The organism is Gordonia otitidis (genome assembly GCF_020735545.1).
Taxonomy (GTDB): Bacteria; Actinomycetota; Actinomycetes; order Mycobacteriales; family Mycobacteriaceae; genus Gordonia; species Gordonia otitidis.
This window is the reverse complement of sequence record NZ_CP085974.1, coordinates 3,101,700-3,124,684: the sequence shown is the minus strand read 5'-3', so window position 1 is coordinate 3,124,684 and position 22,985 is coordinate 3,101,700. Positions and strand designations below refer to the sequence as shown.

At 66.2% G+C, this 22,985-nt stretch carries 18 protein-coding genes; 6 read left to right on the top strand and 12 right to left on the bottom strand.

Annotated features, from left to right (window positions below):
* Positions 1–55: 55 nt before the first annotated feature.
* Both LK459_RS14315 and LK459_RS14310 read right to left on the bottom strand, forming a co-directional pair.
* The gene (locus LK459_RS14315) at positions 56–1,075 is read right to left on the bottom strand and encodes an SGNH/GDSL hydrolase family protein (RefSeq protein ID WP_227919076.1); all 1,020 of its coding nucleotides are present in this window, start codon (positions 1,073–1,075) and stop codon (positions 56–58) included.
* Positions 1,072–2,574, bottom strand: a complete 1,503-nt coding sequence (locus LK459_RS14310; RefSeq protein ID WP_227919074.1) for a PucR family transcriptional regulator — start codon at positions 2,572–2,574, stop codon at positions 1,072–1,074. The genes LK459_RS14315 and LK459_RS14310 overlap by 4 nt, the downstream gene beginning before the upstream one ends.
* Before the next feature lie 104 nt (positions 2,575–2,678).
* Here LK459_RS14310 and gabT point away from each other — a divergent pair, with 104 nt between their 5' ends.
* Genes gabT through LK459_RS14295 form a run of 3 tightly spaced genes read left to right on the top strand, consistent with a single transcriptional unit; the run spans position 2,679 to position 7,497 of the window.
* Entirely contained in the window at positions 2,679–4,058 is a 1,380-nt protein-coding gene (gabT, locus tag LK459_RS14305; RefSeq protein ID WP_007237407.1) for a 4-aminobutyrate--2-oxoglutarate transaminase, read from the top strand.
* Positions 4,059–4,103: 45 nt separating this feature from the next.
* On the top strand, positions 4,104–6,050 hold the full coding sequence (locus LK459_RS14300; RefSeq protein ID WP_227919073.1) for a primary-amine oxidase: 1,947 nt from the start codon (positions 4,104–4,106) through the stop codon (positions 6,048–6,050).
* On the top strand, positions 6,028–7,497 hold the full coding sequence (locus tag LK459_RS14295) for an NAD-dependent succinate-semialdehyde dehydrogenase (protein ID WP_227919071.1): 1,470 nt from the start codon (positions 6,028–6,030) through the stop codon (positions 7,495–7,497). Before LK459_RS14300 ends, LK459_RS14295 begins: the two co-directional genes overlap by 23 nt.
* A gap of 117 nt (positions 7,498–7,614) precedes the next feature.
* Here the strand turns inward: LK459_RS14295 and LK459_RS14290 are convergent, their stop codons facing one another.
* The gene (locus tag LK459_RS14290) at positions 7,615–8,238 is read right to left on the bottom strand and encodes a TetR/AcrR family transcriptional regulator (RefSeq protein ID WP_227919070.1); all 624 of its coding nucleotides are present in this window, start codon (positions 8,236–8,238) and stop codon (positions 7,615–7,617) included.
* Between the two features lie 136 nt (positions 8,239–8,374).
* On the opposite strand from LK459_RS14290, the gene LK459_RS14285 reads away from it, so the two are divergent.
* Complete coding sequence (locus tag LK459_RS14285; protein WP_227919068.1) at positions 8,375–9,355, top strand: oxygenase MpaB family protein; 981 nt, start codon at positions 8,375–8,377, stop codon at positions 9,353–9,355.
* A gap of 95 nt (positions 9,356–9,450) precedes the next feature.
* Here LK459_RS14285 and LK459_RS14280 read toward each other — a convergent pair whose 3' ends face one another.
* From LK459_RS14280 to LK459_RS14265, 4 genes are all read right to left on the bottom strand, one after another.
* Complete coding sequence (locus tag LK459_RS14280; RefSeq protein WP_227919066.1) at positions 9,451–10,614, bottom strand: acyl-CoA dehydrogenase; 1,164 nt, start codon at positions 10,612–10,614, stop codon at positions 9,451–9,453.
* Between the two features lie 91 nt (positions 10,615–10,705).
* Positions 10,706–11,215: a DUF6328 family protein gene (locus LK459_RS14275; RefSeq protein WP_227919064.1), complete on the bottom strand. Its 510-nt coding sequence runs from the start codon at positions 11,213–11,215 to the stop codon at positions 10,706–10,708.
* 82 nt (positions 11,216–11,297) lie between these two features.
* A complete protein-coding gene (locus LK459_RS14270) occupies positions 11,298–11,987 on the bottom strand; it encodes a TetR/AcrR family transcriptional regulator (protein WP_227919062.1) in 690 nt (229 codons plus the stop codon).
* Positions 11,988–12,068: 81 nt separating this feature from the next.
* A complete protein-coding gene (locus tag LK459_RS14265; RefSeq protein ID WP_227919060.1) occupies positions 12,069–13,757 on the bottom strand; it encodes an AMP-binding protein in 1,689 nt (562 codons plus the stop codon).
* Positions 13,758–14,102: 345 nt separating this feature from the next.
* Between LK459_RS14265 and LK459_RS14260 the strand changes: the two genes are divergently transcribed.
* Positions 14,103–15,632 (top strand): hypothetical protein, encoded by a 1,530-nt coding sequence (locus LK459_RS14260; protein WP_227919059.1) that lies wholly within the window; start codon positions 14,103–14,105, stop codon positions 15,630–15,632.
* Between the two features lie 36 nt (positions 15,633–15,668).
* Positions 15,669–17,714, top strand: a complete 2,046-nt coding sequence (locus LK459_RS14255) for an acyl-CoA dehydrogenase family protein (protein WP_227919057.1) — start codon at positions 15,669–15,671, stop codon at positions 17,712–17,714.
* A 72-nt stretch (positions 17,715–17,786) separates the two neighbouring features.
* Here the strand turns inward: LK459_RS14255 and LK459_RS14250 are convergent, their stop codons facing one another.
* From LK459_RS14250 to LK459_RS14230, 5 genes are all read right to left on the bottom strand, one after another.
* Positions 17,787–18,575 carry a hypothetical protein gene (locus tag LK459_RS14250; RefSeq protein ID WP_227919055.1) on the bottom strand — a complete coding sequence of 263 codons (789 nt, stop codon included), beginning with the start codon at positions 18,573–18,575 and terminating at the stop codon, positions 17,787–17,789.
* Complete coding sequence (locus tag LK459_RS14245; protein WP_007237395.1) at positions 18,572–19,111, bottom strand: hypothetical protein; 540 nt, start codon at positions 19,109–19,111, stop codon at positions 18,572–18,574. The genes LK459_RS14250 and LK459_RS14245 overlap by 4 nt, the downstream gene beginning before the upstream one ends.
* Before the next feature lie 19 nt (positions 19,112–19,130).
* Positions 19,131–20,066 (bottom strand): DUF4231 domain-containing protein, encoded by a 936-nt coding sequence (locus LK459_RS14240; RefSeq protein ID WP_227919053.1) that lies wholly within the window; start codon positions 20,064–20,066, stop codon positions 19,131–19,133.
* Positions 20,067–20,270: 204 nt separating this feature from the next.
* Positions 20,271–21,248, bottom strand: a complete 978-nt coding sequence (gene hemB / locus LK459_RS14235; protein WP_227919051.1) for a porphobilinogen synthase — start codon at positions 21,246–21,248, stop codon at positions 20,271–20,273.
* Between the two features lie 10 nt (positions 21,249–21,258).
* Positions 21,259–22,947, bottom strand: a complete 1,689-nt coding sequence (locus LK459_RS14230) for a bifunctional uroporphyrinogen-III C-methyltransferase/uroporphyrinogen-III synthase (protein WP_227919050.1) — start codon at positions 22,945–22,947, stop codon at positions 21,259–21,261.
* Between the last annotated feature and the right edge of the window lie 38 nt (positions 22,948–22,985).

Below are 22,985 nucleotides of genomic sequence, written 5' to 3'. Positions count from 1 at the left end.
ACCTCGCAGCTGCCAGCGATGCTGTGCAGGGACGCCACACTGTGGAGTATCCGGGTCACCGGCCCAGCACGGCACCCACCTCGTCGGCGATCGCCCGTTGCCCAGCCGCGTTGGGGTGCACCGTGACCGGAGCCGACGACCCGACTTGCGGTTCGATCCACCGCGTTCCCTCGGGCTGACACGCATCGTGCCCCTCGGAGACCGCCGACATGTCGACAAACGTCCCGCCCGTGGCGGCCGCTGCCCGTGCGACGGTGTCGTTGAGCGTCGACTGCAGGTCGCGGATGTAGGCGACGTCCCCCGCTGCCACGCGCATCGTCGGATAACAGCCCGTCGTCGGCGGCAGAATCCAGGGATACCCGACCACCAGGACACGCGCGTGCGGGGCGCGTTCGCCGACCGCCCGCAGCGCCCTGATCACATCGGGATAGGTGCGTTCGCGGACACGTTCGACGAAAGTGTCGCCGTACCGAGCGCGGCAGGGCGAACCCGAGGGGTCATCCGCCGCGACGTCGCCGCAATCGCGGATCGTCCCCGAGAAGATGTCTCCGTCGTTGCCACCGATCATGAGCGTCACGAACCGCGTGCCATCCCCGAGCGCATCGAGCTGTGGCCCGACGCCGAAGTACTGTGCCGCAAAGAAATCCGACGTCGTCGCGCCGGCACAACTGACGTCGTCGAGCGCCAGGCCGCGACGCTGCGCGAGCACGTGCGCAAAGTTCAACGAGGACCGCTGACACTGGAACGGCGAGTCCTCGACCAACGGCCTGACTCCCGTTCCGGCGCTGTAACTGTCGCCGAGGTTCACGTAGACGGTGCTGTCGGCGGGATCGCTGGTGCTGTCGACGGGATTACTGGTGCCCTCGGCCCGAGTGCCGGTGCCGTCGGCGCAGGCGGTCGCGGTGAATGCGACCGCGATGAGCAGCGCTGCGATGACGCGGATGTGTCGGGTCGGTGCGGCCGTCATGCGCAGCCGGGATGCGGGCCCCTCCCGGGAAGCGAGCAGCCGTCGGGTGCGCGCGGCCGCCATGTGTAGCGGCCGGGATGAGGGCGATCGGTGGCGAGTGGTGATCATGCGCTTTCGCTCAGCAGGGTCAGGAGGAGTTCGGCACGGGTGCGGGCGTCGGTGAGGTCGACGGCGAGCATGTCCTCGACGCGTTCGATGCGTCCACGCAGTGTGTGCCGATGCACTCCGAGCACACTTGCGGCAACACCCCAGTTGCCGTTGGCCTCCAAGAACGCCAGCAAACTCTGCTGAAGCTGGCCACCGTTTGCGGCGTCGTACGCGACGAGTGGCGCGATGCGCTCGGTGTAGCTGTCGTGCAACACTTCTCGCACGCTGTCACTGGCAAGCAGGGAGCGTAGATCGTAGAGGTCGACCAGCTGGCCGGCAGCCGCGGAGCGGCACGAGAGCTTGGCCTGTCGTACCGAGTCGGCTAGATCGTCGACGGGAACCGAGGGACCCAGACCGCCGCGGACCCCGCCGGTGGAACTGAGCATCGTGAGGAGACCGGTCGCGAACTGGATGTGGTCGTCGCCGCGGACGAGTCCGACGACCTCGTCCTCGCGCCTGTGCACGAACACCGGGCGCCAGCGGTGTTCGAACTCGATGGCAAGGCGGCGTGCGCCCCGGAGCGCGTCGTCGACTCCTTCGAAGCGGAACACCACCGCACGCACCCGCCCAGCGGGATCTGCTGCGCGCGAGAGTATCTCGCGAGATCGCTCCCCGATGTGCCGCTCCATGGCGAGGGCGAGGACCTCGCCCTGCAATTCGCCGACATCGCGTCGAACCTGTTGTGGCTTGGCGTATTCGATGGCGAGCAGCGAGACGGCATGACCGATCAACATGCGCCCGACATCGTCGAGCGGGCTCGATCCGATCACGCCCAGATGACCGAACGTGGTTGTCCCCGAGCCGACTCGCGCGACGGTCAGCACCGAGTCGTCGGTGACGCGGACGGCACCCGCGGAGGCGGGGTCACGCAGCGCGACGGCACGGATCTGCTCGAGCTCGTCGGGACGCGCCGGACCCGGCGCCTCGGCCACCGGGGTGTGCGCGGCGTCGAGCAAGATCACCCGTTTCCCGACGGCGTCGGCGAGTTCGCGCACGAGCCCCTTGGAGCCCGACGCGGTTGCGGCCCTGGTCATGCGTGGTTGTGCGCGGGTGGCCGACACCAGCCGGGCCGAGCGCTGCGCGGCGATCTGGTCGAGAACCGCGCGGGTGATCGCCGAGAACGGAATGGCCAGCGGCACCTCGAACAGCGGCAGACCGAACTCGTCGGCCGCCGCCAACAGGTCGGCGGGCACCTCGTCGAAACCGAGGCCGACGCCGAAACCGATCGCCGCGGCACCCACGGCGTCGAGGCTGCGCACGAACTCTCGTTGCCCGTCAGGGTCGTCGACGCTCAATCGCATCCCGGTGGTGAGCAGCACCTCCCCGCCCTGCAGCCAGTCGGCGGTCGAGACGAGTTCAGAGCTCACCGCACAGTCGAGTTCACGGTCGAGGCCGTCGACGCCCGCACGGAGCGAGAGTTCGAGCCGACGCTGGGCCATCAGCCATCGAACGGTGGTCACCACACCACCGTAACCGTGCACTGGACATCTTGGCAGCAAAGAGACCACCTGGTGGACAACTTGTCAGGTCCGCAGGTAGGCGTCGCAGGCGAACACTGGTGTCCATGACCACAGCAACCGACATCACCTACCGGCTGCCCCAGGAGCGGAAGCTGGTGACCGAACTCCCCGGCCCGCGCTCGATGGAAATCGGGGCGCGTCGTCTGGCCGCCGTCGCCGCGGGCGTCGGGTCAACTGTCCCCGTGTTCGCGACCGACGCCGACGGCGGCGTGATCGTCGACGTCGACGGCAACTCGCTCATCGACCTCGGCTCAGGCATCGCCGTCACGTCGGTCGGCGCGAGCAACTCCGCCGTCGCCGCCGCGGTAGCCGAGCAGGCTGCGCACTTCACGCACACCTGCTTCATGGTGACGCCGTACGAGGGCTACGTCGCCGTCGCCGAGAAGCTCAACGAGATCACCCCCGGCGACTTCGACAAGCGCACCGTGCTGTTCAATTCGGGCGCCGAGGCCGTCGAGAACGCGGTCAAGATCGCGCGACTGTCGACGCGACGCAACGCCGTGGTCACCTTCGACCACGCCTATCACGGCCGCACCAACCTCACCATGGCCATGACGGCGAAGAGCATGCCCTACAAGCGCAACTTCGGTCCGTTCGCACCCGAGGTGTACCGGATGCCGATGAGCTACCCGTACCGCGACGAACTCGGCAGCGACGGCGTCGCCGCGGCCAAGCGCGCGATCTCGATGATCGAGAAGCAGGTCGGCGCGGAGACCACTGCGGCAATCGTCATCGAGCCCATCCAGGGTGAGGGCGGATTCATCGTTCCCGCACCGGGATTCCTGTCGACGCTGGCCGAATGGTGCACCGCGCACCGCGTGCTGTTCATCGCCGACGAGGTGCAGGCCGGATTCGCCCGCACCGGAACGTGGTTCGCGTGTGAGCAGGAGGGCGTCGAACCCGACCTCATCACCATGGCCAAGGGCATCGCCGGCGGTATGCCGCTGTCGGCGGTCACCGGACGCGCCGACATCATGGACACCGTCCACGGCGGCGGTCTCGGCGGAACCTACGGCGGCAACCCGGTGGCCTGCGCTGCGGCGCTGGCAGCCATCGAGCAGATGGAATCACTGGATCTGTGCGGCCGTGCGCGGCACATCGAGACGATCATCACCGAGACCCTCACAGCGACCGCGGACGAACTCGCCGGGGCGGGGCTGCCGGTGATCGGCGACATCCGTGGCCGCGGCGCGATGATCGCGGTCGAACTGGTCACACCGGCCGAGGACGGCACGGCGACCCGCGAACCCAACCCCGACCTCACGGCCGCTGCCGCGAAGGCCGCACTCGCGCAGGGAGTGGTCGCGTTGACCTGCGGCACGTACGGCAACGTGCTACGTCTGTTGCCACCGCTGGTCATCGGCGACGATCTGCTGCGCGATGGCCTCGCGGTGCTGTGCCAGGCCATCAAGGACAACGCCTGAACGCTGTGCCCACCGGTTGTCGCCCGAATGTTAAGGAGCTCTGCCATGCATCCGCTCGATCCACTCAGTGCCGAAGAATTCCGCACCGTCACCGCGATACTCGGCTCTGAGCAGGGCGTCGGCGACGGTTGGCGTTACGCATCGATCGAACTCGCCGAACCGACCAAGAGCGAACTCGCCGCCTACGACACCGACGGCACACCACCGCCGCGTCGAGCCGTGGTCGTCTGCTTCAACAGCGGTGAGAACACGACATACAAGGCATTCGTGTCGATCTCCGGCGGCAGCGTCGACTCGTTCGACCTGATCCCCGACGTCCAGGCGAACTTCACCGTCGACGAGTTCGAGGAGTGCGACCGCGTACTGCGCGCCCATCCCGACGTCCAAGCGGCGCTGGCCAAGCGTGGGATCACCGATCTGGACTCGGTTTTCATGGACACGTGGACCTACGGCGGCGCGGTGATCCCCGAGGAGTACAAGGGTCGACGTCTCGGTTGGTCGGACACGTGGATTCGCAACAGCGAGGGTTCCAACCCGTACGCGAATCCCGTGTCGGGTCTGCACTGCGTGATCGACGTGAACACGATGGAGCTGCTGCGGATCGAGGACACCGGCGGCTTCGACCAGCCGACGGTGATGGGTGAGTACGTGCCACGGCACATCCCGCAGCGTATCCGCGACACGTTCAACCGGCCCGAGCTCAAGCCGCTGGAGATCACTCAGCCCGACGGCCCGTCGTTCACGCTCGACGGAAACCAGTTGACGTGGCAGAAGTGGTCTCTGCGTGTGGGATTCAACTATCGCGAAGGCATGACGCTACACACCGTCACCTACGACGACGGCGGCAACGTCCGCAAGATCGCTCACCGTCTGTCCTTCGCGGAGATGGTGGTCCCCTATCGCGATCCCAGCGAAGACCATTACCGCCGAACGGCTTTCGACATCGGAGAGTGGGGTCTCGGCTTCATGACGACGTCGCTGGAGCTCGGCTGCGATTGCCTCGGCGAGATCCGATACCTCGACGCCACGCTGCACAACAGCGCGGGCGAGCCGTACACCATCACCAACGCGATCTGCATCCACGAGGAAGACAACGCGGTCCTGTGGAAGCACGTCGATCACGACGCGGGCGCCGAGGTCCGTCGTATGCGTCGGTTGACGGTGAGTTTCCATGTGACCGTTGCCAATTACGAGTACCTGGTCTACTGGCGTTTCTACCAGGACGGCAACATCGAATGCGAGGTGCGCGCCACCGGCATCATGGTGACCACACCGATGCCGGAGGGCGTGACGTCGAATCCGCACGGCACCACGATCGACAACCGGACATACGCACCGTTCCACCAGCACTTCCTGGTCGCACGGATGGATCTCGACATCGATGGCAGCGACAACACCGTGTATGCCAGCGAGACCCTCGTCGAGCCGATGGGTCCCGACAATCCGCTCGGACTAGGGCTGGTGCAACAGAACACCCCGCTGCGCACCGAGTCGGAAGGCATGCAGGATCCGAACTTCGCGACGCAGAAGTCGTGGAAGATCGCCAATCCCAACAAGACAACGTCCCTCGGCCTGAACCCGGCGTACAAGCTGGTTCCAACGGGCGCGTTCCCCGCGATGTTCGATCCGGCGTCGCCGATCTTCCAACGTGCCACAGTCATGGGTCATACGCTCTGGGTGACACCGAACAGCCCGGACGAGCGTTGGCCTGCAGGCGAATTCGTCAATCAATCCGAACGCGACACCGGTCTCGGCGTCTGGACCAAAGCCAACCGTCCGATCGAGAACACCGACGTCGTCCTCTGGTACACGTTCGGCATCCATCACATCACCCGGCCCGAGGACTGGCCGGTGATGCCTGCCGACACGGTGTCGTTCTGGCTCAAGCCGTTCGGCTTCTTCGACCGCAACCCGTCTCTCGACGTCGAGGCTTCGCCCCCGACCCACTGCCATCACGAAGGGAACTCGCATGACCAGCACTCAGGTGCTTGACCCACAGGCCGTGCTCGACGGAGTACCCACCGGTCTCTGGATCGACGGCCGGGAGGTCGAGGCCAAGGGCGGCAAGACATTCGACGTCATCAATCCGGCCACCGAGGAATCACTGGTGTCGGTTGCCGACGCGAGCGTCGACGATGCGCTCCACGCGCTCGACCGTGCCGTCGCCGTCGCCGACTCGTGGGCCGCCACCCCGGCCCGTGAGCGGGGCGAGATCCTGCGTCGTGCTTTCGAACTGGTTGCCGATCGAGCCGACAGCCTCGCGATGCTCATGACACTCGAACTCGGTCGGGCACTGCCCGACAGCCTCTCGGAAACGAAGTACGGCAACGAGTTCCTGCGCTGGTTCGCCGAGGAGGCCGTCCGGATCGACGGCCGCTGCACGCAGTCCCCCGGCGGGACGGGCCGAATCCTGGTGAGCCACGGGCCGGTCGGGCCGTCACTGGCGATCACGCCGTGGAATTTCCCACTCGCCATGGGCACACGAAAGATCGGTCCGGCGCTCGCTGCGGGCAACGTGATGCTGGTCAAACCGGCGCACGAGACCCCGCTCACGATGCTCGCCCTGGCCGAGATCTTCGCCGAGGCAGGACTTCCCGCGGGCGTGCTGTCCGTGCTGCCGACCACCGATGCGCGCGGTGTCGCGTCGGCGATCATCACCGACGACCGCATTCGTAAGATCAGCTTCACCGGGTCGACTCCCGTGGGTCGGAACCTCATGGCCCAGGCCGCGGAACGCGTCCAGCGCACGTCCATGGAACTCGGCGGAAATGCGCCGTTCCTCGTGTTCGACGACGCGGATGTCGACAAGGCCGTCGAGGGCGCCTTCCTGGCGAAGATGCGCAACGGTGGCGAAGCCTGCACCGCGGCGAACCGCTTCCTGGTGCAGGCCGGCGTCGCCGACGAGTTCACCGAGAAGCTCATCGAGAAGATGTCGGCGGTGCGCCTCGGACCCGGTTACGAGGAGGGCGTGACGCTCGGACCGCTGGTCACCGCAGCACAACGCGACAAGGTCGCCGCCGCAGTGGAGAGCGCCGTCGCTCACGGAGGCCGGGTCCGCCTCGGCGGCAAGGCACCCGATGGCAAGGGCTACTTCTACCCGGCGACGGTCGTCGACCAGGTCGACGCGTACGCACCGGTCACCCGCGACGAGATCTTCGGACCGGTCGCGGTGATCAGTACGTTCGAGTCCGAGGACGAGGCGATCGCAGCCGCCAACTCGACCGAATACGGGCTCGCCGGCTACTTCTTCACCCGCGACCTCGACCGCAGTATCCGTGTCGCGTCGAAGCTGGACGTCGGCATGGTCGGGGTCAACCGTGGCGTGATCTCCGACGTCGCGGCGCCGTTCGGCGGAGTGAAGCAATCGGGAATCGGACGCGAGGGTGGCTCCGAGGGGATCGACGAGTACCTGACCGTCAAGTACGTCGCGCTGAGCTGAGGTCACCTCCACATCAGTGCGTGACGTCGGCATCTTTGTGCCGCGGAGGATGAAGATCTTCCGCGACGCAGCGAAGACACAGCACGCGAACTTTCAGTTCCAACCCGCCTACGCCGGTTAGGCTCCGCGCAACGCTCGGTAGACGGCAGCGCCGACGACACCGCCGAGCGACTCCGGAGTCCAGGTGTCGTCGGCCAGCAGCGTACGCACTGCCCCCTCCCCCGCAGATACCCACAACTCCACCAGTGCAGGCAGTTTGGTCTGCGCGTCGTCGATCCCCCATGCCGACAACGTGGGCCCGAGCAGGCGTGTACATCTCGCGACCATCGCGGCCCTGCCTGAACCTGCGAGGTCCGCCACGACCGGGTCGGGATGACCGAACACCAGTCGCCACGCCTGCGGACGATCGACGACGACGTGCAGCATCGCACTGAAGCCCTCAACGAAGACGTCCTCGCCCGCATTGACCGTGCGCTCGTGCACCGCTTCGGAAAGCCGTGCGTCGAGATATCGCTCCTCGCGCCGGAGCAAGGCGTCGACCAGGTCTGCACGACTGGCGAAGCACGAGTAGACGACCGGACGCGTGACGTCGAGCCGCTCAGCAACCGACGCGATCGTCACGCCGGCGATACCCTGTGCGGCCGCGATGTCGAGCGCTGCGTCGAGAATTTGTGGTCGACGCCGCTCGGGCCCCAGGTGCTCGGCCCGGTGCCGTCGTGACGACGAAGCGGGAGCGTTCATTCGTCCACCGTATCTGGCGACGAACGCGGTCTAACATCTTCCTACACAACTGTAGATTCTATTCCTACACCTATGTATATTTTGGGGCGTCTGCACTCGACGGCGGACCGTCGACCGTCCACACACGAGGAGCACCGTGACCGCCACCGCACCGATCCATGACACCGCACCCGAGAGCGCTCGGCGTCCGCCTCGGCGCACACTCACCGACAGCGGCTGGCCGTTCGACCCCGCTCGTCGTCGTGAGAACTACGGGTTCTTCGGACCCGATTCCCCGACGTGGCGAGTCTGGTCGTCGCCCACCTCTCTGATCGCCTTCCAGCGGTCGGTGGTACTCGAGCATTTCGACCCATTCCTCACCGCGGCTGTGGCCGATCGGGCGGGCATCTACACCGATCCGCGCGGCAGGCTGGACAGCACGCTGTCGTACTTCCTGATAGTGGCGCTCGCCGATGGGCGATCGGCGATCGAGGCGTCGGATCTACTGACGCGAGTTCACGCAGACGCAACCGGTATCGAACCGATCAGCGGAAAACGTTACAGCGCAAACAATCCCGATTCACAACTGTGGATTCACCTGACCGGCTGGCATTCGGTACTCAAGTGCTACGAAATGTACGGACCGGGGCCGTTGACGCCCACCGAGGAGCGGCGATACTGGGCCCAATGCGCTGTGGCCGCGCAGTTACAGACCTTTGACCCCGCAGCCGTTCCGGCCGACCGCGACGGGATTCACGACTACTTCGCGGCCGTCCGTCCACGGCTATGCACGTCGGAGCGGGCCCGACGCGGAATGCACTACCTTCTACGAACACCGTTGTCGCAGAGCAATGCGCAGTTCGCTGTACTGAGCAATCTCACGGCGCCGGCCGTCATCGCCACCCTGCCACGGTGGATGCGTGAACTCGGTGACATGGATCAGCCGAGCATCGTCGACGTCGTCTATCGGCCGCTGGTGAAACAGGCGATCCGGATTGCCGCCAGACCACACATCACACTCACGGCGCTTCGCTCGCTCCCGATGACACGCGCGGTGTACGCACAGCATTTCCGCGGCATGCCGCCGCTGACGGAGTCCACGGTCACCCCGCAGGAGGCACGCGCGCGGCTGACGTGAGCACACCTGCCTCGGGACGACGACGCCCCCGCTCGGGTCGCAATCCGAGCGGGGGCGTCGTCGTGAATTATGTTGTGCCTACGTGCGATCGGGCGTCAGCGCAGCAGTGCGCGGCTCATCACCACACGCTGGATCTGGTTCGTTCCCTCGTAGATCTGGGTGATCTTGGCGTCGCGCATCATGCGCTCGACCGGGAAGTCACGCGTGTAGCCCGCGCCGCCGAACAGCTGCACGGCATCGGTCGTCACCTGCATCGCGACATCGGAGGCGAAACACTTCGACGCCGAGCTGATGAAGCCGAGGTTCTTCTCGCCACGCTCGGCACGCGCGGCCGAGGTGTAGACCATGAGTCGGGCGGCCTCGAGGTTCATCGCCATGTCGGCGATCATGAACTCGACGCCCTGGAACGAACTGATCGGCTTGCCGAACTGCTTGCGCTCCTTGACATATGCGATCGCGGCGTCGAGCGCGCCCTGGGCGATGCCGACAGCCTGCGCACCGATCGTCGGGCGGGTGTGGTCGAGGGTTTGCAGGGCGGTCTTGAAGCCGGTGCCCTCCTCGCCGATGATCCGGTCGGCCGGAATGGTGCAGTCCTCGAAGTACAGTTCAGCGGTCGGCGAACCCTTGATGCCGAGCTTCTTCTCCAACGGACCGACGGTGAAGCCCGGATCGTCCTTGTGCACCATGAACGCGGAGATGCCATTGGCACCCTTTTCCGGGTCGGTCACGGCCATCACCGTGTACCAGGTGGACTTGCCGCCGTTGGTGATCCAACACTTGGTGCCGTTGATGACCCAGTTGTCGCCCTCCTTGCGGGCGCGCGTCTTCATCGACGCGGCGTCGGAACCCGCCTCGCGCTCGGACAGCGCATACGACGCCATTGCCTCACCGGCGGCGATCGACGGCAGAACCTGCTTCTTGAGTTCCTCGGAACCGTTGAGGATGAGGCCCATCGTGCCGAGCTTGTTGACCGCCGGGATCAACGAAGCCGACGCATCGACGCGTGCGACCTCTTCGATGACGATGCACGCGGCGATCGAATCTGCGCCCTGGCCGTCGTACTCCTCGGGCACGTGGATGGCATTGAAACCCGACGCGACGAGGGCATCGAGGGCTTCTTGCGGGAATCGAGCGTTTTCGTCGACATCCTTGGCGTAGGGCTCGATCTCCTTCTCGGAGAGGGCGCGGATGGCCTCGCGCAGTGCGACGTGCTCCTCCGGCAACTCGAAAACGTGGAAATCGGGATTTCCGTAACCCATGGTGGCTCCTCAATCGGTGGATTCGGTCGACGACACTGAGTGCCACGATACTCGCTTGCATCATGCACTGTCGACACTCGGTGCCACTCGCTTAGTGATCGGGCTCGCCGACCTTCTTGCGGAGTGCGAGCGGGAACACCAACCACAGTGCGCCGAACAACACGGTGACCGCCACACCAGCGCACACCGCGGCGACCGTCGATGACGTGGTCACCTCGAATACGACGGCCACTGCACCCACGAGGGCGACGCCGAGCAGCAGCAGACCGACGTAAGCCATCCGGTGGGCGACGGTCACGATGAGCTCGAGTTGATGGCGTCGGAACAGCGCACGGTGCAACGCGACTGGCGCTGCCAGCAGAATCGCCGCGGCGATCGCCGCGGACACGGTGACCAGGTAGACGGTCCGAAATCCGTGTCCGAGGTCGTCAAACCTGTTCTGGAACGGCAGGGTCAGCAGGAAACCTGTCAGGATCTGCACGCCCGTCTGCACCACGCGCAGTTCCTGCAGCAGCGCCGACCAGTTCCGGTCGAGCCGCTGGGTCGTGGTCTCCGCTCGCGCAGCCTCGTTCCACTCGGCGTCGCCTTCGGGGTGAGCCATGGATCCATGGTCGCACCGCGGCGCCGCGAACATGGTCGAACTGCACCCGAGTTCCTACGCGTCGCCAGCGAACGCAGAACCGTCAGTGTCGGCGCGCGGCCCGGTCCTCATCCAGTTGATCGGCCACCGCGCGCGAGATCTCATCCGCGCTCATCCCGGCCGGATAGGTGATGACCGCAACCTCAGGCCTCCGGGTGGCACCGAGGGCCAGCCGGATTCTGGCGAGATCCCTCCGGAGCCGCTCGAGCGTCGCATCGGCGTCACCCCGGATCATCGAACGAAGCAGATAGTTGTGCGCCGACGTGATCGCCGCCGCGAAGGCGACGATGTGCACCGGCGACTCGTCGGTAAGCCGCGCACGCAGATGCTCTTCGAACACGCGCTGATAACGGTAGGTGGTCACGAGTTCGCGCTCACGCAGCGCGGACACCTTCGACACGACCTCCATACGACGAACTGCCAGTTCACGGCTCGTGAGGAAGTGAACGAACACCAATTCGGCCGCGGTGCACACCGCCGCCCAGGGATCGGAGTCGCCGCTGTCGGCGAGTTGTTCTGCGACGGCGGCCAGCAGCACCTCGTGGTCGGCGAAGATCATGTCCTCCTTCGACCTGAACTGTCGGAAGAGGGTCCGCCTGGACACGCCGGCGGCAGCTGCGATCTGATCGACCGTCGTCGACTCGTACCCGTTCTCGCTGAACAGGCGGATCGACGCTGCGACGACCTCTGTGCGGAGGTCGATCGTCCCTCCCGCGGTGTCACTCGGTGCCATCTTTTCAGATTAGCCCCGACTGAGCGTGGTTCGCGTTCACCGGCTGGCATCCGCGGGCTCATACGCTCCCGGCGTGAGCCCTCAGTCCACGGCCTGCTTGCGCAACTCGAACTTGAGGACCTTGCCCGTCGACGTGCGCGGCAGTTCGTCGGCGAAGACGATGTCGCGCGGGATCTTGTAGCCCGCCAACAACGTTCGCGCGTAGTCGATCAGTTCCTCCGCGGTGAGCGACTGCCCTTCCTTCAGCAGGACATAGGCACGCGGCCGCTCACCCCATTTCTCGTCGGGTACGCCCACCACTGCGACGTCGAGAACCGAATCGTGACTCACCAGCGCCTGTTCGACCTCGATCGTCGAGATGTTCTCGCCGCCCGAGATGATGATGTCCTTGGCACGATCGCGCAGCTGGATGTAGCCGTCGGGATGCATGACGCCGAGGTCGCCCGTGTGAAACCAGCCGCCCTCGAACGCCTTACGCGTTGCGTCGGGATCCTTGAAGTATCCGGCCATGATGTTGTTGCCGCGCATCACTATCTCACCGATCGTCTCGCCATCGGCGGGCACGTCGACGAGCGGAACAGTCCCCTGTTCGACGACCCGCACCGGCTCGGCCTGGACCATTCCGACACCCTGGAGCGACAGCTTGGTCGCACGGTCGGCAGGGTCGAGATCGTTCCACGCCTCCTGATACTCGCAAATCGTGTACGGCCCATAGCTTTCGGTGAGTCCGTACACGTGGACCACGGCGATGTCGAGTGCCGCGAGGGCTCCGATCACCGTCGGCGACGGTGGTGCACCCGCCGTCGTGATGCGCAGCGGCGCGTCGAGTCGGTGTGCGCGCGGCGAGCCAGCGATGGTGATGAGCACCGTCGGCGCTCCACACAGATTGGTGACGCCGAGGTCGTCGATCGCGTCCCATACCGCGTCGCCGCGTACGAGCCGCAGGCAGACGTGCATCGCCGACGCCGCGGTGACTGCCCACGGGGTGCACCACCCGTTGCAGTGGAACATCGGCAGCGTCCACAGGTAGCGAGTCGTGCCGGTGAAGTGGTTGTGGTGCATCTCGCCGAGCGCGTTGAGATAGGCGCCGCGGTGCGTATACATCACGCCCTTGGGTTTTCCTGTCGTGCCCGAGGTGTAGTTGATGCTGATGACGCGGTCTTCGTCGTCGACAGTCCACGGCAGCGGGGCCTGATCGAGTTCGTCCGCGCTCGCGACATACTCTGCGTACGAACGCAACCCGCCGATGCCGGACGCGTCGACGTCACCGGGAACCGGCCCGAACTCGGGGTCGGCGATCTCGATGTAGGAGGTCACCTCCGGCACCTCGTCGGCGATGGCCGCGACGGTGTGTCGGTACTCCGCGTCGAAGAACAGGGTGGTGACCCCAGCGTGATTCAGGATGTAGACCAGTTCCGGGCCCGCGAGGCGGGAGTTGAGCGCAACCAGCACCCCACCCGCCAGCGGGACCGCGAAATGTGCGACGAGTAGTTCCGGCACGTTGGGCGCCAGGTAGGCGATACGCTCACCCGGCCTGATCGTCGACCGTAGTACTCGCGCCACGCGCTGTACCTCGTCGCCGAGCTCCGCGTAGCTGACCGACCTCGCGCCGTAGCGGATGGCGGTGCGCTCGCCGAATACGTCGACCGACCGTTGCAGGAACCGCAAGGGGGTCAACTCTGACCGGTTGGCCGAGCCGCAGTCGATGCGGTCGAACTCGGCGTCGAGCTCTGCCGCGGCGGCAGTCGGATCGGTTGTCAGTGACGACACAGTGATCTCCCAAGTGAGCACACACGCGCGCGAGTGGTACCCGCGACAATTGACGTCCCTCTACGATATGGACCACACTCGTGGGCACGCCACCCCCACAAGGGGTGGTGCGACGGGTGTTGTGGGGTCGGGAGGAGTTGTGGGGTCGGAGGGAACCGACCGACACGCGGTCACCGAACGCCGCGAGTTCTGCAACACACCGCACTGACGAACTATCGTGACCACAAGCCGAGCCCGTGGGGGGATCACTTGAAGTACGCCGACGCCCAATCAGCCCGTGACAGCGTCCGCACAGGAGGTTCGCGATCCGGTTCCGCGATCGGTGCAGCGCTCCTGGGAATCGGGATGGTCTCATCCCTCGCGTCGCATATGTCGCCGGTGAATCAGGTGTCGGCGGCCGATCAGGTGGCGGCGGCGACCAGCGCCCCGAATCCGACAGTCGCGGCTGACGTACGCCTCGCCGCGCAGAATTCGGTCGCGCACGTCCCCGAGAACATCGCGCAGACGATCGCCAACATCCCGTCCGTCGAGTACGAGGCGATCAACAAGACCAGCGATGCCTTCGAGAACTCCGGGAACTGGTGGCTCTACATCCCGACCAACGTGGTCGGATTCGACCAGCAGGACAAGGAAAAACTCGAAGGCCTCACCCTGTTGATGGTCCCGATACCCCTTGTGGCACAGGCGAACTACGACCAATGGTGGCTCTCGTTGGCCGCCAACGCACCGATGACGCCCAACTGCACCGGCATCCCAGGACCGTGTTCGGACGTCTTCTACTTCGACCAGTACGGCACCGTGCCGACGTGGCAGCTGGTACTCGGCTACACCTTCCCGGAGATCCGCAACACGATCGACCCCGACCACGACACCTACACGACACCGGAAGGCAAGGTCGTCCACATACAGCCCGACTGGTCGGGCAAGACCTACAAGCTCGACCCGTGGGGTCCGCAGCGGGCGATCTGGGAGACGCTCACCCAGAAACCGACCGGATATCGGGCAGCGCCGACGATCGATCAGTGGGCCAAGAGCTTCCAACGCCTCGGCAATGCGATGTGGATCGGGCTCAATCCCAACGTCGAGGGCACCTACTGCCTGCCGTGCCAGCTCGGAGGGACAGTCGGAGCACCCGACTCATTACCCAAGCAGTACCTGTTCGGCAACTACTACACGTTCTTCGACTTCGGGCAACCACACACCCGGCACGACTGGGTGTACAACCGTCCCGATTACGACGAGACCAAGCGTGAGGACTGGGTCGAGGTACGCAACGGATGGGACCCGAAGGTCCAGCAGGAGCTGATCGCCGACGCCAGGGCGGCGACGACACCGCAGGCGCTGCGCGACAGCACCGACGAGTTCTTCCGCACCATGGACGCGATCGGCAAGGAACTCGACAAGAACATCGCCGTCAACATCGAAGGACTGCAGAAGGCGTTCGGCGTCACTCTGCAGTCCGGGCAGCAGCTTCTCGACGACATCGGCGACTCGTTCAGCCCGCGGGGCACTCGCGCGGCAGAACCCGCCGCCGTGGCCAGCAAGAATCCCGGTCCGGCTGCACCCACGCACACGGCGGCCGCGTCGCATGTGGCGTCGCCAAGCACCGGGTCGTCGACTGAGCGCACCGTGGCGAACACACCGGCGGTTGTCACGCCGTCGACGTCTGCCGCTTCGGCACCCACACCCGCCGCCGACCCCGTCGGATCACAGATCGCACAGTTCGAAAAGGCGGCTCGCGATTTCCTCGCACCACTCACCGGAACTCCGACCGCCACGCCGTCCCCCGGGGCGCACGCCGCCGTGGCTGACGTGACTCGGTCGGCAAGCACCGCGCATCAGGGGGTGCCCACCGGGCGGCTTCCTGAGAAGTAATCCACGACACGCCCTCCGATCCGTAACGTGGACACCATGTCGACAACCGAGCATCCCTCGCCGCCCAGCACCGACAGCACCATCGACGATCCGCAGACCGACTCACAAAGTTCGACGACACCCGACGACGCAAGCGAGCTGTTCGGCGCCGATCGTGAGTTGCTGGTCGACAATCTCCGCTACGTCCTCGACGGGCGGTGGCGCGCGACTCGTGACGATGTCCGCACGCGCTCCAACCGCGCCGATCTCCTGCCTGATCCGTCGAGGACCCTCGAGCAGGCCAGGACACGCATTCTCGACGAGATGCGTGAACTCTCCGCGCAGGGGTTCGCATCTGCCGGGTTCGGCGCGGACCATGGGGGTACCGGCGATATCGGCGCGTCGATCACCGCGATCGAGATGCTCGGCTACGCCGACCTGTCGTTGATGGTCAAGGCAGGTGTGCAATGGGGCCTGTGGGGTGGAGCGGTCGAGAACCTGGGCACCGCAAGGCATCACGAGAAGTATGTCGCCGGCACCATCAATCTGGACCTCCTCGGTTGCTTCGCGATGACCGAAACCGGCCACGGCTCCAATGTCCAGGCGCTCGAGACCACCGCGACCTACGACGCCGCCACCAAAGAGTTCGTCATCCACTCGCCGACGCCGTCGGCGCGTAAAGACTACATCGGCGGCGCCGCCGAACATGCCCGCTATGCAGCGGTTTTCGCCCAGCTGATCACTGCAGGGCCCGGCCAGGAGCCGGAAAGCTATGGCGTGCACTGTTTCGTGGTACCGATCCGCGACGCCGACGGCAACGACCTGCCGGGCGTCACCACGAGCGACTGCGGCTACAAGGGCGGCCTGGCAGGCGTCGACAACGGACGCATTCTCTTCGACAGCGTCCGCATCCCCAGGGAGAACCTGCTCAACCGATACGCCGACGTCGAAGACGACGGTACGTACTCGTCGCCCATCGACAATCCCAACCGCCGGTTCTTCACCATGCTCGGCACGCTGATCCGTGGTCGGATCTCGGTTGCGGCAACGGCGGGCGCGGCCTCGCGCAAGGCGCTCGCGATCGCAACCCGATACGGATTGGTGCGCAGGCAGTTCGACGCTCCCGGCGACGAAGACGAGATCGTCGTGCTCGACTATCTCGGCCACCAGCGCAAGTTGCTGCCGCTGATCGCCAAGTCGTACGCGGTGGCGATGGCGCAGAACGAGTTGACCGAGGAGCTGCACGAGGTCCAGAGCGCTTCGCCCGACGATTCGGACGCGGGACGGCAGCGTGAACTCGAAGCGAGCGCCGCGGGGCTCAAGGCCTATGCGACATGGCACGCCTCGCACTCCATCAACGTGGCCCGCGAAGCGTGCGGCGGCGCAGGCTATCTCGACGAGAACCAGATCTCGATCATCCGCGGCGACATCGACGTCTTCACCACCTTCGAAGGCGACAACACGGTGCTCACGCAGCTCGTGGCCAAGGAGGTGTTGTCGGCATACGCCGACGACGTCCAGGGCCTTTCCGCGGGCGGTTGGGTGCGGTTCATCGCATCAATGGCGCGCGACGTCGTCGTCGAGAAAACTGCTGTGCGACAAGTGGTTCAGACGCTGCTTGAGAGCTCGGACGAAGACACCGAGAAGTCGGCGCTGACCAACCGCGGAACGCAGATCCGGCTGTTCCGAAATCGCGAGGACCACCTCGTACGCACCTGTGCGCAGCGTCTCCGTCGGGCCACCGACGACGACAACGACGCATTCGAGGTGTTCAACAACGCGCAGGATCATCTGCTCAAGGTCGGGCAGGCACGCACCGAACGCGTCGTGCTGGAGGCCTTCGTCCAGGCCATCAACGACTGCGATTCGCGTGCTGCGGCCGAGTTGCTCGGCAAGGTGTGCGACCTGTTCGTCTACTCGGCCCTCGAAGCCGACCTCGGCTGGTTCATGATGCACCGTCACATCTCCGTGGAGCGCGCCAAGGCGATTCGACGCGGCGTGAACGAACTGTGCCGCGACCTGCGCCCCTACGCGGCGACGCTCGTCGATGCATTCGGTATCCCCGAGGAGCTCATGGGCGCGCCGATGATCGAGAATCACTGACCCACGTCGTCGAGCGGATTCAGCTCGGGCAATCGCCCGGGGTGTCTCCGCTCGGCGCGGGTCGAAGGCTGGCTACTGCTCGGGCCCTCCGGGCCCGACACCGAGTTTCACCGCGAGATGCGCCTCGGTGAGTTCCTGTCGGAAGCGTTCGACGTCGCGTGCCCACGCCTGAGCGAGCTTGCCGTCGATGAGTTTCACACCCACACCCTTTCGGCGACGCGGAACTCCCGCCAACTCGCCGAGAGCGGGCGCACTCTCCCACTTCTCGTGTTCGCTGCCGTTGTTGGCGGGGTACACCGTGTCGATGTCGGCGAGCGGCATGAGCAGGGTTCCCTGCTGCAGGGTGGCCTCGGTGAGTTCGACGCCGACGTGCCGCCGGGCCGCATAGACCTGCACGATCGAGAACAGGGTGATGATCGCCCCGAGGATCGAGATCCACAGCCAGTGCACCCGACCGGGTCCGACGATGTCCATCACGAGCACCGCGCCCGCGAGCACCGGGCCGATCGCCACGACCCACCAGCTACCGCCCTGCTCGACGAACAGTGTCTCACCGCGATCCTCGGGCGCCGGGACACGATCGGCGGTGTCCGCGGTGCCGTCGGCGAGATCCGCGGTGCCCTCGGCGGGATCCCCGGTGCCCTCGGCGGAATCTCCGGTGCCGTCGGCGAGATCCGCGGTGCCCTCGGCGAGATCTCCGGTGCCCTCGGCGAGATCTCCGGTGCCCTCGGCGAGATCTCCGGTGCCCTCGGCGAGATCTCCGGTGCCGTCGGCGGTTTCTTCGGTGCCCTCGGCGGGATCCGCGGTGCCGTCGGCGGTTTCTTCGGTGCCGTCGGCGGGGTCGTCATCGGCAGGTGTCACGCAATGTCCCGTTTCCGGTCCTGCTTGCTACGAGCGGTGGCGGCGCTCTTGTCGCCCGACCTCTTCTCAGCAGGTCTGGTGTTGCCGCCCGGCCTGTTCTTGCCGGCCGACGAGCGACCCTTGGCGCCTGCTTTTCCCTTGCCCGCGGATGCCGACTTCTCCGGGCACTCCGGCGGACTGCCCGCGTTGAACCAGGCGTCTGCTTCGGGGCGGTATGCCAGCAGCGAGCCGAACAGTCCGATGACTGCGGCGAGCAGCGTGAACGCGAGGGCAGGATCGCCGAAACTCAACAAGACGAGCATGATCACCACGACGAGCGTGAGGGCCGCCAGCGAGGAACGCCATCGCGCGTCACCGACATACGCCTTGCTCCCGAGCAGCACGTACGCCACACCGACGGCGATCACGATGATGCCGATACCGATGGGCAGCAGCGTCGGGCCGGCCGCGAAGATACCGGCCACGATGTAGCCGACACCCAGCAACCCCAACAGGACACCCGACGCGATCCAGCATCGATACGCCCAGGTCACCATTTTCGGGCGTTTACTTGCATCAGGAAGGGTCACTGCTTTGCTTTCTCTCCGTCGGCGGCTGTGTGTGCGGCGTCGACTCGTTCGTGGGGGTGTCGAGGGGTGGCCCGTCGGAGTCGCCCTCTACCCGGGAAGAGTAGTCGCCATCGCGTGATCCCGACGGCATGCCGGTGGGATTCGGGTCGACCTGGGGAGATGTCGACGGACCTGTCGTCGGAGGTTGCCAACCCCGGCGGCGCGCTTCCTCCTCCCAGGAGGTCGGTGACGACGGGTACTGGGGATACACCGGCGGCTGCGGATACTGCTGCGACGTGGGCTGTTGACCGTACGAGGACTGCCCATACGGCCCCTGACCTGCGGGCGGTTGACCTTGACCGTACGGGGGCGGGTACGACTGCGGCGGGTACATCGGCTGGGGCTGGAACCGGGGCTGTCGGCGATACTCGGCCATCGCCCGACAGTAGGCATCGGACTCGCGCCGCAACAGCAAGACGGTCGCGCCCAGCGCGGCGATACCGGAGATGATCAGGGGGATTCCCACCCACCAGGGCTCGACCCCGGCGATCAGGGACGAGACCATGTCGATGAGGACGAAGGCGCCCATCGCGCCGAGCAGAACCCTGGCCCAGTTGTAGCCCTTGCGGGCGAACCAGACGAACGTCAACGAGATCGCCGACATCACCACGGCTGTGATGACGATTACCGTGACGATGAAACCCGTCGACGTGAACATGTCGGTCTCCGAGCGCGGGGTGTCGGCCGGGAGGTTGGCGACGTTCTCCTCCATGACCTTGCGGAGCGCCGGATACTGCAGGATGGCGGTGATCGTCCTGGCGATGACGACGACGATCCACAGCTCACACGCGATAGCGACCGAGTCGGGCAGCTTCGGGCGTTCACGGGTCACGTCGGGCCGCGAGGGTCCCTGGTCGCGACGCGGATCGAGGAATTGCGACATATCTCCAGCGTAATGAACGCAGCTTGGTGAACGATGAGCGCCCGCGAAGCGGACCTGCGTACACAACTCGTGCGTCAGCGCGAGGCCACGACAATAATCTCGACGGCGACGCGCTGGGGGCGCGATTGTGTACGGCGAGCGGCAGTGGACGGTCCGTTCGAGCGCTTCCTGGCCGATCGATGGGAGCGGCCCACCGCGACAGGCCTATGCCAACGCGGCAGCGACCTCTGCCGCCCAATACGTGAGGATGATCGAGGCACCGGCGCGCTTGATGGAGGTCAGTGACTCGAGGATCGCTGCGTCACGATCGATCCAACCGCGCTCGGCGGCGGCGGTGATCATCGAGTATTCGCCCGAGATCTGATACGCGGCGACGGGTACGTCCGAGATCTCAGCGACGTCGCGGACGATGTCGAGGTAACTCATCGCGGGTTTGACCATCACGATGTCGGCACCCTCATCGAGGTCGAGACGCACCTCACGGAGCGCTTCGGTGCGGTTCGACCCGTCCTGCTGATAGGTGCGGCGGTCGCCCTTGAGCGACGATCCGACCGCCTCGCGGAACGGTCCGTAGAACGCCGATGCGTACTTCGCGGAGTACGCGAGAATCCCTGTGTCGGTGAGTCCTTCGGCATCCAGCGCTGCGCGGATGGCCGCGACCTGGCCGTCCATCATGCCCGACGGGCCGAGTAGGTGCGCCCCGGCGCGCGCTTGCGCAAGGGACATCGAGACGTAGCGGTCGAGGGTCGCGTCGTTGTCGACGCGACCGTCGGCGGCGAGCACGCCGCAGTGGCCGTGGTCGGTGAACTCGTCGAGGCAGGTGTCGGCCATCAGCACCGTCGAATCACCGAGATCGTCTGCGAGGACGCGTAATCCGCGGTTGAGGATGCCGTCGGGGTCGTCGGCGCCCGAGCCGACGGCATCCTTGTCGTCTGCCGTGGGCACGCCGAACAGCATGAGTCCGCCGACGCCTGCGCGCACTGCCTCGTCGGCCGCCTTACGCAGCGAGTCGAGGGTGTGCTGCACGACACCGGGCATGGACTCGATCGGTCGCGGATCGTCGATGCCGTCGGCGACGAACATCGGCAAGACGAGATCGGCCGGCCGGAGTGCGTTCTGCGCAACGAGCCGACGCATTGCCGGTGTGGTGCGCAACCTACGGGGACGGATCACAGGTGCCATACAACCCACCCTACGACCGCGAGCGACGCGACTTCTTACGCGGCGGCGGCAGTGCCCCCTCTGCCCGCAACCGAGCGGCGTGCTCGGCGAGGGCGTCGACCAGTTCGGTCACCGATGCCGACTCCGGCTGAACGTCGACGCGCAGTCCGAATTCGGTTGCGGTCTCGGCAGTCTTGGGGCCGATACACGCAACGATGGTGCGCGCGTGTGGCTTTCCGGCGATACCGACGAGGTTGCGGACCGTCGAGCTCGAGGTGAAGCAGACGGCGTCGAATCCGCCGGTCTTGATCATCTCGCGCGTCTCGGCGGGCGGCGGTGCCGCACGCACGGTGCGGTAGGCGGTGACGTCGTCGATCTCCCAGCCCCGGTCGCGCAGACCTTCCGAGAGCGTCTCGGTCGCGATGTCGGCGCGCGGCAACAGGATTCGGTCCACCGGATCGAAGACGTCGTCGTACGGCGGGAAGTCGTCGAGGAGTCCGAGGCTCGACTGCTCACCGGAGGGGACCAACTCGGGGTTGATACCGAAGGTGCGCACCTTCTCGGCCGTCGCCTCGCCGACGCACGCGATCTTCACGCCCGAGAATGCACGGGCGTCGAGTCCGAACTCGGCGAACTTCTCCCACACGGCGCGCACGGCGTTGGTCGAGGTGAACACGACCCACTGGTAGCGGCCGTCGACGAGTCCCTTGACGGCGCGTTCCATCTGGGCGGGACTGCGCGGCGGCTCGACCGCGATGGTCGGGACCTCCTTGGGCATCGCGCCGTGGCTGACGAGGCGCTCGCTCATGTCGCCGGCCTGGTCCTTGGTCCGCGGCACCAGCACGGTCCAGCCGTACAGTGCACGCGATTCCCACCAGGAGAGCTTCCCGCGCTGGCTGACGACCTTGCCGATGGTCAGGATCAGCGGTCCGGTGAGCGCGTTGCCCTGCTCGTTGAGCGTTGCCAGCGTGGCCTCGATGGTGCGCTGGGCGCACGTGGTGCCGTTGATGGTGATGGCGACCGGGGTCTGCGGCGCGAGACCGTGCTCGGTCAGCGCGCTCGCGGTCTCGGCGAGGTGACCCGAGGTTGCGTGCAGCACGAGCGGTCCGGGTGCCGCGGCGAGCGCCGCCCAGTCGACACCCTCCGAGCGGACGTCGGCCTCGGTGTGGCTCGAGCCGAGCGGCATGCCCGCGTAGCTCGGGACCACCGATGCTGCCGGGAGTCCGGGAAGGACCTCGAAAGCGATCGAGGTGCGTGAGACGGCGTTGACCTCGGACAGCACCGAATCGGTTGTCAGCGGGTCGCCGGAGACGACGCGCACCACGTCGTCGCCCTCCTTGGCGGCGGCGACCAGCGTGCGCGCGACCTCTGCCGGATCGCCGAGCGCGGGGTGTACGACCTGGTCGTGCTCCTCGTCGCCCTCGGCGTTCTCGACGTCGGCGTCCTGGGCATCGGACGACGCGGCGTCGTCAGCGGCCTTGTCGGCCTTCTTAGCGTCGTTCTTGGTGTTCTTGCGCGCGGATTCCGTCGGTTCGTCACGGTGCGCGGACCCGATCATCGCCACGACGGCTGCCGGCACGTCGGGATCGATGAATGCGGTGGTTGCGCTCGCGATGACGGTTCGCGCGCGCACGGTCAGCAGGTCTGGATCGCCCGGTCCCGATCCCACGAACAGGATCCGGCCCGCTCGACCCGGATTGGCCTTCTTGGTACGGCTCATGCGTTCGCACTCTCCTGCCCTCGCTCCGGAGGGCTGCA

Bases quoted from the DNA above. Each gene is read 5' to 3' on its own strand.
- LK459_RS14315 (WP_227919076.1), bottom strand. From the start codon at position 1,075: ATGATCACCACTCGCCACCGATCGCCCTCATCCCGGCCGCTACACATG.
- gabT (WP_007237407.1), top strand. From the start codon at position 2,679: ATGACCACAGCAACCGACATCACCTACCGGCTGCCCCAGGAGCGGAAG.
- LK459_RS14300 (WP_227919073.1), top strand. From the start codon at position 4,104: ATGCATCCGCTCGATCCACTCAGTGCCGAAGAATTCCGCACCGTCACC.
- LK459_RS14295 (WP_227919071.1), top strand. From the start codon at position 6,028: ATGACCAGCACTCAGGTGCTTGACCCACAGGCCGTGCTCGACGGAGTA.
- LK459_RS14290 (WP_227919070.1), bottom strand. From the start codon at position 8,238: ATGAACGCTCCCGCTTCGTCGTCACGACGGCACCGGGCCGAGCACCTG.
- LK459_RS14280 (WP_227919066.1), bottom strand. From the start codon at position 10,614: ATGGGTTACGGAAATCCCGATTTCCACGTTTTCGAGTTGCCGGAGGAG.
- LK459_RS14275 (WP_227919064.1), bottom strand. From the start codon at position 11,215: ATGGCTCACCCCGAAGGCGACGCCGAGTGGAACGAGGCTGCGCGAGCG.
- LK459_RS14270 (WP_227919062.1), bottom strand. From the start codon at position 11,987: ATGGCACCGAGTGACACCGCGGGAGGGACGATCGACCTCCGCACAGAG.
- LK459_RS14260 (WP_227919059.1), top strand. From the start codon at position 14,103: ATGGTCTCATCCCTCGCGTCGCATATGTCGCCGGTGAATCAGGTGTCG.
- LK459_RS14255 (WP_227919057.1), top strand. From the start codon at position 15,669: ATGTCGACAACCGAGCATCCCTCGCCGCCCAGCACCGACAGCACCATC.
- LK459_RS14245 (WP_007237395.1), bottom strand. From the start codon at position 19,111: ATGGTGACCTGGGCGTATCGATGCTGGATCGCGTCGGGTGTCCTGTTG.
- LK459_RS14240 (WP_227919053.1), bottom strand. From the start codon at position 20,066: ATGTCGCAATTCCTCGATCCGCGTCGCGACCAGGGACCCTCGCGGCCC.
- hemB (WP_227919051.1), bottom strand. From the start codon at position 21,248: ATGGCACCTGTGATCCGTCCCCGTAGGTTGCGCACCACACCGGCAATG.
- LK459_RS14230 (WP_227919050.1), bottom strand. From the start codon at position 22,947: ATGAGCCGTACCAAGAAGGCCAATCCGGGTCGAGCGGGCCGGATCCTG.